The 11497-nt window shown below is 39.4% G+C and carries 12 protein-coding genes; 1 reads left to right on the top strand and 11 read right to left on the bottom strand.

Features of this window, described 5'->3' with window-relative positions; all coding sequences use genetic code 11:
- The 3 genes from NB504_RS02905 to NB504_RS02890 form a co-directional block, all read right to left on the bottom strand.
- The coding region (locus NB504_RS02905) for a GNAT family N-acetyltransferase (protein ID WP_258428232.1) at positions 1 to 416 on the bottom strand (416 nt) is incomplete at its 3' end.
- Positions 417 to 550: 134 nt separating this feature from the next.
- Complete coding sequence (locus tag NB504_RS02895; protein WP_069212065.1) at positions 551 to 1048, bottom strand: GNAT family N-acetyltransferase; 498 nt, start codon at positions 1046 to 1048, stop codon at positions 551 to 553.
- 156 nt (positions 1049 to 1204) lie between these two features.
- A complete protein-coding gene (locus NB504_RS02890) occupies positions 1205 to 1612 on the bottom strand; it encodes a hypothetical protein (RefSeq protein ID WP_258428231.1) in 408 nt (135 codons plus the stop codon).
- Positions 1613 to 1840: 228 nt separating this feature from the next.
- On the opposite strand from NB504_RS02890, the gene NB504_RS02885 reads away from it, so the two are divergent.
- A complete protein-coding gene (locus tag NB504_RS02885) occupies positions 1841 to 2476 on the top strand; it encodes an SDR family NAD(P)-dependent oxidoreductase (protein ID WP_258428230.1) in 636 nt (211 codons plus the stop codon).
- Positions 2477 to 2637: 161 nt separating this feature from the next.
- On the opposite strand, the gene NB504_RS02875 is transcribed toward NB504_RS02885, so the two are convergent.
- The 8 genes from NB504_RS02875 to NB504_RS02815 form a co-directional block, all read right to left on the bottom strand.
- Positions 2638 to 3948 (bottom strand): hypothetical protein, encoded by a 1311-nt coding sequence (locus tag NB504_RS02875; RefSeq protein WP_258428228.1) that lies wholly within the window; start codon positions 3946 to 3948, stop codon positions 2638 to 2640.
- A gap of 675 nt (positions 3949 to 4623) precedes the next feature.
- Complete coding sequence (locus tag NB504_RS02865) at positions 4624 to 5247, bottom strand: hypothetical protein (RefSeq protein ID WP_170899876.1); 624 nt, start codon at positions 5245 to 5247, stop codon at positions 4624 to 4626.
- A gap of 1220 nt (positions 5248 to 6467) precedes the next feature.
- Positions 6468 to 7148, bottom strand: coding sequence for a HEPN domain-containing protein (locus NB504_RS02855; protein WP_258428227.1), 681 nt, complete (start codon positions 7146 to 7148; stop codon positions 6468 to 6470).
- Complete coding sequence (locus tag NB504_RS02850; protein ID WP_258428226.1) at positions 7138 to 8193, bottom strand: DUF262 domain-containing protein; 1056 nt, start codon at positions 8191 to 8193, stop codon at positions 7138 to 7140. Before NB504_RS02850 ends, NB504_RS02855 begins: the two co-directional genes overlap by 11 nt.
- Before the next feature lie 714 nt (positions 8194 to 8907).
- Positions 8908 to 9324 (bottom strand): VOC family protein, encoded by a 417-nt coding sequence (locus NB504_RS02840; protein WP_017045395.1) that lies wholly within the window; start codon positions 9322 to 9324, stop codon positions 8908 to 8910.
- A 159-nt stretch (positions 9325 to 9483) separates the two neighbouring features.
- Positions 9484 to 10002, bottom strand: coding sequence for a GNAT family N-acetyltransferase (locus NB504_RS02835; protein WP_258428225.1), 519 nt, complete (start codon positions 10000 to 10002; stop codon positions 9484 to 9486).
- Between the two features lie 221 nt (positions 10003 to 10223).
- Positions 10224 to 10850, bottom strand: a complete 627-nt coding sequence (locus NB504_RS02825; RefSeq protein ID WP_258428224.1) for a hypothetical protein — start codon at positions 10848 to 10850, stop codon at positions 10224 to 10226.
- 151 nt (positions 10851 to 11001) lie between these two features.
- Positions 11002 to 11472: a GNAT family N-acetyltransferase gene (locus NB504_RS02815; protein ID WP_142570747.1), complete on the bottom strand. Its 471-nt coding sequence runs from the start codon at positions 11470 to 11472 to the stop codon at positions 11002 to 11004.
- Positions 11473 to 11497 lie beyond the last annotated feature (25 nt).

The following is an 11497-nucleotide window of genomic DNA, read 5'->3' as shown; positions in this document are numbered from 1 at the left end:
GCATCAAAGCTCATTAAGTGATAGTTTTCTGGCCCATTGCCCACTGTTTCAAGAATCTTGAAGCCTTGAGAAAGATAAAACTGGGTTGCATTCGTATTTTGGACAAGACACTTGAGACTTAAGTTATTACTTAGGTCTTTAGCATGATTCAGTAATTTTAAACCAACACCTTGTTTAAGACTTTTTGGACTAACAAACAAATGGTGAATGAAGTTTTCTGGCTTCCAGATTGAGATGAAACCAATGACTGCACCCTGCTCTACAGCCACCCAAATTTCTTCTCCATCAGTATCTTTCACAAAATCAGTTAAGCAATATTCATCTGTATCCATGAAAGTGAAAGTAGCTACTCTCGATTCAAGGTAAAGTCGTGCTGAAGCTTCGAGATGCTGAGACTGAAATCTAATTATTTCCATGAACTTACCTATAAACCTAACGCCCGCTTAAGGGGCAGACAACGCTACTACCAACTTACCGCATAACACCGTAATCACCAAAACCAACGCATAGTAAAAATACCACGCGTTGGCTGTCCCTCTTGAAGCGTTTGTTATGCATGTGCCACAACGCGAGCCATATGGTAAACGTCAACGTAGCTACCATTTCTGAACGCATAAGCTTTCGACTCACCTTCAATTTCAAAACCGAACTTCTTGTACAAATTGATCGCTCGTTCATTATCCACATAGACCGTCAATTCGATTCGTTTCAAATTCAGCCAGTTATCCGCTAAATCGATAACCGTTTTCAGTAAAGCACTACCAACACCTAAACCTTGAGCATCGTCTTTAACGCCCATACCGAATGTACCTACGTGACGTCGTCTCGGATTGGTACATAGCTCAAAGCCCAAATTACCTACTACTTCACCGTCCACTACTGCCACATACGCATAAACGTGCTCTGGAATATTCTGGAAACGTTTTTCCCACATATCTGAGGATGGAAGCGGAAGTTGTAATGTGCCAGTATAGGCATTTGGGCACTCATAAATTCCTTTTATCGCTTTAGCATCTGATGGCTCTGCTCGCCTGACTTCAACAACCATAGTTCCTCTTTTCCTAAAAAAATGCATAACGCCGCATTAAGTGGTGAGCAACGTAGACCACTAAACCTAAAGCATTGTGCCGTAAACACTTAAGTCGAAGCAAACCGAAAATGCCGAGCGTTGGGAATCCGTCTTAAATGCTTTGTTATGTTCGGGCTAAAACTTGACACTTAATAAAGTTTTTAGTCCACAAAAACAATTAAATATACCTGAACCTAGAAAGCAGGAACACACTGCTTGTATGAGAAACTTGATTTCATCTGAGTATTTGAACAATTGAATTTGATCTTCATACAACCAAGCTATTCCAGGCACAATTATCATTGGAATCGTACACATAATCCCATAAAGGAAATGAATTGAGCCTTCCCTGTAAATTTTATGATCATTACCATCACTTGACTGTCCGCTAAAACACAAACTAGCCAGTGCTAACAATATCGAAATTAGAGTAACGGACACTTTGAACAAACTCTCATAATCACCTGAAACGATCAAAGTAAGCAATGCAATAAAGCCAGTAACAAACGAAAAATAAACACTGGATACTACTATTTTATCCATAAATATCTACGTACTCTCTATAGAACATAACGCCCGGCTAAGGGGTTGACAACGCACCGCCGAACTTAAAAAACACACTGTAAACACTGAACTTCAATTTTGAACTAAAGCAGCCACGCGTTGGCAATCCCTCTTTAGCCGTTTGTTATGTGAAAGTTGAAGCGACCTAGTGACTATAACCTTACAAACATCTAAACTATTATCATTATCAATAAATGAGATGTATGAATGATGAATATTGCCATTTGGGGTGCTGCCAGTGGATTGGGGGCAGCTATGGTCGACTACTTCCACAAACAAGGCACTAATGTTATCGCTATTGCTCGTACCCCAAGTAAAAACCCTATGCTTACCGAGTACAACGTAACTTCAATTTGTTGTGATGCAACAGATAAAGAGCAAGTTGAAAAGGCGGTTTCTGCGTTACCAGAGAACACCTTTAACATTTCAACAATGGGCAGCTTTCACTCCGATAACCCAGTCGATTACATTGGCCACCGCTACTTAACGGATGCTCTTGAGAATACCTCTTCAACCCGACTATTATTAGTTACATCGTTAGGTTGTGGTGATTCTTGGCAGTACCTTTCAGACCGAGCAAAACGAGGCTTTGGAGCTGCGGTTCGAGAGAAAACTCTCGCTGAAGCTTGGCTTCAAAGCAGTAATTTAGATTACATTATCCTCCGTCCCGGGGGACTTAAAGACGGCGCTCCAACTGACCAGGGAGAGTTGTCTCAAAATTTTGAAGTGCATGGTGCAATTACTCGAGGAGAAGTTGCTCGATTAAGTCATGAACTCATTTCAAGTGATGAGAATTTCGGCAAAATATTCCAGTGTGTTGACCCGAATATAGCACCTTACTAAACACCCAGAATATTAGAGGGGTTAAGATGGCCCCTCTGTTCACATAACGCCCGCTTAAGGGGCAGCCAACGCTACTACTAACTTTCCGCATAACACCGTAACCACAAAAACCAACGCATAGTAAAAATGCCGCGCGTTGGCTGTCCCTCTTGAAGCGTTTGTTAGCAATTTGTTGCCCACAGTGCGTCTAATAAATCATCTGACCATTCATAGATATAGTTATTGTCATCAAGTGCTCTTAATGCAATAGCCTGTAAGTCAGGTGTTTTTCCAGCGTGTAATGATTCATTTTTAGCTATAAAATCAGACAAAAATGGTATGTGATGTTTTTTCGATTGTTGGAAGTAAAAGCTGAATTCTCCTTCCGAAGCTGAAATCATAGATGGCGGCGAGTATATGTTATTTACTGAAATTGGTGTGCTATCAGTTAGATAAGACACAGCAACATTGAACTCTGACACCATATTTAGACGCGCACTTATATGTAACAAATATATAGCTGAATTTAAGCCATGCCAGCAAACACCTGTTTTACTTAGTATTTCAACTAATATCGGCACAAACGCCTTAATATGAGAATCCTTGCTGTGTGATAGCACAATAATTGCTGTAATCAATTGTGGGGCACACCCAAGTATAAAATCATCATAGTCACATGACAGCCCGAATGCAGGAGTAATCATAGGCATATCTGAATAACTGTCCTGCCATATTAAGAGATGTTCAGACCAACGTTCCTTTTCTTCTGAGTCGGTTGATATGCCAACCATCATTGAGCAAATAATTGGATAGAACCATTGCTGCCCAAGGTAACTATCAAACTCAGTATTCTCAAAAAATCTAGTCGATTCAGCATAGAATAAATCAATAACACTAGGAATCAATTCTTGATTTGATCTCGCTATACGGACAAACGATGGAATAATTTCAAACTTTGATAGTCCGAGTTCTGCAGCACATAGTAATACTTTAACCCTATCAACCTTATTTACCCATGGTTCAGATGACAATAACTCCCACAAATTAATATAGTTAATATCTTCTTTAACTCTTACATGCTGTTCTAGTACATCACAAAGAAACGATACAGTGTCGCTACTACCCATAAGGTAGATTCTATAGTTATTTTTTCCGTATTGTGACTCTAAATTTCGGGGACGACTAGAATCGCTTCCACCTTGAGCAACCAAATGGAAAAAGAATAATGGTTTTTCAAACTCTCTATTTTCTTGAGCATATACTTTTAGAGGGTTATTTGTCATTCCATTTGTTGCTCTGCTTTCTACTTCAAATATAAAAAGTGGAAATCTATTTCCTTTCTTTGAAAACCATGCGACATCAACAGCTGGAGCCTCTCCATATGTAGGAAGATCGACCGGAAATTCTTTTTCAACAAAATATCCCAACATCTGTCCAAGTTCAAAAATGCCATCTATCAATGATTGGCCTAAAGATAATTTATGTTCTGACATGGTTTTTACTATCCAATAAAAATTGCTAACGCCCGGCTAAGGGGTTGACAACGCACCACCGAACTTAAAAAACACACTGTAAACCCTGAATTTCAATTTTGCACTAAAGTCGCCAAGCGTTGGCAATCCCTCTTGAGCCGTTTGTTATGCAAATTCAATAAGATAAACTGACTTTACTCGATCAAAAGCCACGATTGCAATGGTTGAGTGATTAAAGAATCAACCCAAGTAGGAGCCGTGATAAATAAGCCGCCAAAACAAAGTTCACCTTTCAACAACAAACCAAGCTTTTGAATGAGACAAACTCAACAAGCAAGACTTTCAGCAAGTACGAAAGGCTCGATAAACTTGCCCTTTCCACACTTTGCACCCGCTAAATTCACAATAAACCAACGCAAAAACGGATTGAGGCAAACAAAGAAACTTGCCTGTTTTACGGTTTGAGTTAGTCACAAATTTAAAGGCGAAAATGCTCATTTGCCGACAACACAAAACGAATAGCCAGAGAAATCCCAAAAGATTGAGCCCCTAAATTTACCTGAGTTGCATAACGCCCTGTTAAGGTGTGAGCAACGCAATACCGATGCTACCGCATGCCACCTTAAACACTAAACGCAACGCATAGCAAAAATGCCACGCGTTGCGAATCACTCTTAAACAGTTTGTTATATTCATTTACCAATGCGCCGCTTCTTCAGCGATTTTTTCCATCAAATCAGAATTATCAACTTCGTACTTTGCAAACACTGACAGCGCCTTAGTTTTAAAATTGTGTTCGCCGAACCTAAACTTTCTTTGCTGAACTACCAGCAGATTCAAGTGGTACAACAGATCTACCAAGAAAAATACTATTTCTTTAGATTTGGTAGGTGACACTTGGTAGATACTTGTGTTTAGGATTTTTTCAACACGTCCAACATCCATCTTGCAGATTCTTTCCCATTGAGAACTTAGATTCAACATGAACTGACGGTGGTCTGTACTAGGGATATTTTTCGTTTTATATAACTCAAGAAAGAGTGTGTTAAGCACGCTAAAATCCAGTTCCAATGGTCCACTAAAGCTTTCATTTTTAGCCAGGTCTATTTTTGATTTTTCATACTCAAAGACTATAGCAACTAAAAAAGCCCCCATGATGTTAGACAAAAACTCAGCTTCTGTGTAAAAAGCACTCTTCACCTTACTTTCTCTTTTTACATCAAGGTATAAGCTCGCTAAAAGCCCGCAAAGCGAACCAACGAAAGCACCAACTAATGCTCCGGAAATGGACCAAAAACCATCGTTTGACAGTTTTTCCATTAATAACTCGACCACCTAATTTACTCCAATGAATATAACGCCCGGCTAAGGGGTTGACAACGCACCGCCGAACTTAAAAAACACACTGTAAACACTGAATTTCAATTTTGCACTAAAGTCGCCAAGCGTTGGCAATCCCTCTTGAGCCGTTTGTTATGCAAATTCAATAAGATAAACTGACTTTACTCGATCAAAAACCACAATTGCAATGGTTAAGTAATTCAAGAACCAACCCAAGCAAGAGCCGTGATAAATAAGCCGCCAAAACAAAGCCCACCGTTCAACAACAAACAAAGCTTTTGAATGAGACAAACTCAACAAGCAAGACTTTCAGTAAATGCGAAATGATCGAATAACTTGCCCTTTCCACACTTTGCGCCCACAAGATTCACAACACGCCAACGCTAAAACTGATTGAGGCAAACAAAGAACTTTGCCTGTTTTACGGTTTGAGTTAACCACAAATTTGAGGGTAAAAATGCTCATTTGCCGACGACACAAAACGAATGGCCGGAGAAATCTAAAAAGATTGAACCCCTAACTTTACCTGAGTTGCATAACGCCCGCTTAAGGGGCAGCCAACGCTATTACCAACTTGCCGCATAACATCGTAATCACAAAAACCAACGCATGGTAAAAATGCCACGCGTTGGCTGTCCCTCTTGAAGCGTTTGTTATGTGCATATCGGTGAAACATACGCTAACTTTCTTGTATTTTCTGTATCGAAACACCTGCAATACCTACCAATGCCCACTTTGCCGATGAAATGAGCCAATAGAAATAACTTTCATTTGAGTTCAATGTAGAAGCAACCAAAAATATGCAAATTGATGCGAATAATATTACCACCCATCCTAAGCCTTTCGGTTGAAAAACCTTCGTTAAAAGTAGTTGAATGACGTAGCACACTGCCAGTGCAATAAGAAGAGAAACACTGACGTTAAGCAACTCATTTTCAAATAGCCTTTCCATTTAACCACCTGCATGATTGCGATTGATTACTAAAATACAAACTAACATTTTTCCATACTGCTATTTCAAAACAACCATCTGATTATATGGATAATATTTATTGTTGACTCATGCACATAACGCCGCATTAAGGTGTGAGCAACGCTACCACGAAACTTAACCATACCACCGTAAACACAAAACCCAACGATGGAATGAAAAATGCCATGCGTTGGGAATCACTCTTAAATGCTTTGTTAGTAGCACCTTATGCGACGTATTCAGGTCTGTGCTCTTGCTTTACAAATTCAGCGTTTCTTAGGTAATTTTCAAAAGCATCAACAAACATATCACATACAAGCTGAACTTCTGTAGTCTTGATTCTGAGCATCTGGCATCGAAAACGCTCACCTACTACTACTGGAGTTTCTCGACCATGTGCTACTGCATTTCTTTTATTGACCACTTCGTCTACAGTAAGTATCACCCTCGGATCTACTGTTAAAGGAGCAATACAGAAGCTCTTTAAAGTAGTTTGAATAGTACTAAACCAAACATTTTGTAGAGTGCCAGATAGTACAGCGTTGTTAATGTTAGTTACTTCTGTGGAGTTGACAGCCTCAAATATATCAATTGATTTATTAAAATATTCCCTTGAACCACAATTTTTAAAAGCTGTCATTTTTCCATTTAATGCAATGACATTAAATTTTGTCTGGAACTTGTGATTAGGGATACTATGACTTCCAATCACTAGCAAAGCTTGTTCTACGGTTTCGTTGACTACCTTTTCTAATGCAGAATACAAGTGAACATAATATAGCCCCCTCTGAATTTTCACATGAATAGGAGGTTCAGCACTTGGTTCGATTGATTCTATAAAAGCTAGATTCAAGAGAACTTCATTAAAGCGTTCTCTTGACCGGTTTTTAACTGTACTAAGCGGCATTGGTTAAGCTGCCCAATACAATATCTAGTCGCTTATTCAACATATTTTTACTATTCGTAGCACCAGTTGTAGTTTTCTTCAGTTCAGGATCATTGAGCAGTTCCACTAAAACACCAAGATTAAGTTCTTGTTGTTTGTCTAATGCTAATGCTGTTCCAACTGAAATCGCCTCATATAAAACGATAGGTGTTATATTTTTCCGATGTCCCCGAACAATACCTTCAGGAAGATTTTCGTTTAAAACCTTGAATGTATCCTTGAATATTTTATCGAGAGCTTTTCTGTTCTTGAATTTATCTGTTTTATCAGACATATAGTCGTTCAAAAAGCCTTTGACACTATGAACGAAATTTTCACTATTTTCGTAGTAGGCAAAAAACTTAAGCACTAGCTCTTCATAGCTACCACTTCTTTCTGCATTGGCAGTCATTTTCACCACTGAACGAAAATCTTCGTTATCAGCCAACTCTTTTATGAAATCGTTAAATTCACCAATATATACACAATTTCTAATTTCTTGTTCATGCAATGTTACGCCACCGGTATTCAGTCTTTCGAAAAGATCATACCTTACGCTAAAGTCACTACGATCATTCAAAACTGTAATGCGTAAAGGTCTAGTTAAGAACATCATACGAATCGAAGCGGGTAAATCTCTGAAGTAAACACCGTTCATAGCCTCGATCTTTTCTAAGCCCGCAAGCTTAAGTTCGTTGAAACTAGTGCGCGCATTCTTTAGCTCTTCTTTGTCACCAATGAAGTTTATTAGAGTTGTCAAACGCTGCAGACCATCAATCACTTCCCAAGAAGAGTCTCTGTTAGTTGCCATGAACATACTTGGCACTGGAATACCGAGAAAAATTGACTCAATAAGGGCAGACTGTCTTTTTTCATCCCAAACGAAATGACGCTGATAATCTGGTGCTATTTCAATCATTCCTTCAACAACCATGTCATATAGTTGCTTTACAGTAATGTCATAGCTATCAAAAGATACCGTTCTGCGACTGTTATCTAATTGTTCTTGAATTTTTATAATATTCACAATTTGCTCTCAAAAGATTGAATTGACTCAATTATACACTTTTCTAATGCGTAAAGTTAATTGGTGCTACTAACGCCCGGCTAAGGGGTTGACAACGCACCGCCGAACTCAAAAAACACACTGTAAACACTGAACTTCAATTTTGCACTAAAGTCGCCAAGCGTTGGCAATCCCTCTTGAGCCGTTTGTTATGCAAATTCAATGAGATAAACTGACTTTACTCGATCAAAAACCACGATTGCAATGGTTGAGTGATTCAAGAACAAACCCAAGCCAGAGCCGTAATAAATGAGCCGCCAAAACAAAGTCCACCTTTCAACAACAAACCAAGCTTTTGAATGAGACAAACTCAACGAGCGAAAACTTCAGCAAAAGCAAAATGATCGATTAACTTGCCCTTTCCACACTTTGCGCCCGCCAAACTGACAACGCGCTAACGCTAAAACTGATTGAGGCAAACAAAGAAATTTGCCTGTTTTACGGTTTGAGTTAATCAAGAATTTGAGGGTAAAAAAGCTCATTTGCCGACAACACAAAACGAATAGCCGGAGAAATCCAAAAAGATTGAGCCCCTAAATTTACCTGAGTTGCATAACGCCCGCTTAAGGGGCTGACAACGCTACTACCAACTTACCGCATAACACCGTAATCACCGAAACCAATGCATACTAAAAATGCCGCGCGTTGGCTGTCCCTCTTGAAGCGTTTGTTATGCTACCTTTTTGCCATTGGATGGCTTGGATTCAATTGAAGAAGATCCCACAAGTTTCCATACAAGTCTTCAAACACTGCTACCGTTCCATAGTCTTCTTCTGTTGGCTCGCGGACGAAGTTAATACCAATCGATTTCATACGCTTAAAGTCACGCCAGAAATCATCAGTATTTAGGAACAGGAATACTCGACCGCCTGCTTGATTCCCAATGAAATCATGCTGCTCTGGCTTCGAAGCTCTGGCAAGTAACAACGTAACACCATGAGAATTTGGTGGAGCCACAACCACCCAACGTTTGTCTTGTTCAGGTTGATGAGTATCTTCAATAAGTTCAAATTTGAGTTTGTTTACATAAAAATCAATGGCTTCATCATAATCTTTTACAACTAAAGCAATATGGACAATGTTCTGTTTCATAGTATTCCTTATTGAAGATTTCGACTGGTAGCATAACGCCGCGTTAAGGGGCGCAGGCACGCAATACAAAAGTGACCGCATCACACCTTAACCACTAAACTTCCCGCAAACTGAAAATGCCACGCGTGCCAAGTCCCTCTTTAACGCTTTGTTATACCGTTACTCACAGCTGACCCAATACCTAGCCAAAGGATTTGGGAAGACCTTACCTATAACGATTTTTTCAAACTCACCGCCGTTAGCTTCAATGACACCACGCGATGCAAAGTTATCTTCATCAGCAGTCAGTAGTGCGCGTTTGATGCCAAGAGCGGCAGCTTTCGAAAGCGCCAACTTCAGCATTAACTTACCGTTGCCCTTTCCACGAAATGAGGGTGCTATATCGTAGCCAATATGCCCAGCTTCTAAAGAGAGGAAATCATTGTTGATATTATGACGAACCCGAATAGCTCCAAGGATAGACCTTGTACTATCTATGAGCCAAAAATGACTACATGGCACATAACCGTCACGTAAGTTTATACCCGCAGCTTCGTCACTCAAGCGCTGAACATATTTGGAAAAATCAATTTTACCTTCAAGGTAGTACTCAGCATTTTCAACATCGTTTTGAGCAAAGTCCTCATAGAAACATTCAAAAGCAGACTTAAACTCTTGCGATGGTACAACTAACTCCATGTAATTTTCTCCGATAAGGTATAACGCTCGCTTAAGGGGCTGACAACGCTACTACCAAGTTTCCGCATAACACCGTAACCACCAAAATCAACGCATAATGAAAATGCCGCGCGTTGGAAGTCCCTCTTGAAGCGTTTGTTATGTTTTATTAATCATTGATTACATTGAATTTTACAATATTTATTGGTTGCCGCCACTTTAACTCAAAATGATAAACTTGCCTACTTGTAGCAGTTTGATGACATTGTTATGTTCATAGTATCCAAAGCACGTTGAGCACTCTGATGAAGTAGTGTGTTCCACATATTTTCAAGTAAAATATTTATCATTTTTTCACTCGGAACCGGGATCCCTAATCGCAATCCAAACGTTGGCTTTACATTGTAAACTCTGATTTTTTTATCTGTTTCGAGTTTATGGGTATAATTTTTAACACACTGTTCAATACTAAAAATAGTGCTAATTGTGGCATAACGTAGAATTTCAAACTTATTGAGTTTTTTTTCAGTTTCTTTAAGTGCATCTCGCTGACTTGGAGATAATGACGACTCGATATGATCTATTTCTTCGGGAAAGGAGCCTATATATATCTTATGGGCATACTCATTACGAAGTTTGTAAAGCTTTTTGATTACCCCCTTATAATCAGGTGGAAGTACACCTAAACCTATTGCTAGATCTACTTTGATCATTGTTGACATCTTCTTTATTTCAACACGATGCTCACTTTCTAAACCAAGCTCAATCAAACCCTCAATTTTTTCCTCAATTAAAGAAAAACCAATGACTGAAATTTTCATCTCATCATCTAGCAAAAGAAGTCTATCAATTTCGTTATCAATTTTCACTTTCACTCCCGTTTAAATATCTGAGCCCTAAACATAACGCCCGCTTAAGGGGCAGCCAACGCCACTACTAACTTTCCGCATAACACCGTAATCACAAAAACCAACGCATAGTAAAAATGCCACGCGTTGGCTGTCCCTCTTGAAGCGTTTGTTATGCGATTTTTCCACGCATGATGTGTTGTGGGCCAGCTGGACCACCTAAATACCGTTCACCATTATCTTCAAAGCCGCCTTTAAGATAACAAGTTCTTGCAGCTTGATTCTGACAGTTAACTGTCAGATAGACACTCTTAAAGCTTGGGTAGCTCTTTTTCAGATAATCAAACAATGCTTTTACCGCTTTCGTCCCAAGGCCTTTGCCTTGTTGCGACTTGTCTATAACGAAAAATCTTAAACCGAGCCCGTCAGATGGACAAAATGGATAACTTTCGGAGTAAGCAATGTCCAACTTGAAGAAGCCAACAATTGAACCATCATGCTTGATGACATGGAGATGAGCTGTATCGCTGCCGTCTTGCAGAAATTCCTCTGCTGTACCAGCAAATCTTAACTGTTCATCTTCAACGCTCACTTTTTGAATAGCATTGATATGTGATTCATTAAGTCTTTCAATTTCCAACATTAGCCGATGATTCCCTTTAATTAAT

The sequence above is a fragment of the Vibrio sp. RM-69-4 genome (genome assembly GCF_024743775.1).
Lineage (GTDB): Bacteria > Pseudomonadota > Gammaproteobacteria > Enterobacterales > Vibrionaceae > Vibrio > Vibrio anguillarum.
The sequence above is the reverse complement of the archived record's forward strand: the minus strand, read 5'-3'. Positions and strand labels throughout refer to the sequence as shown.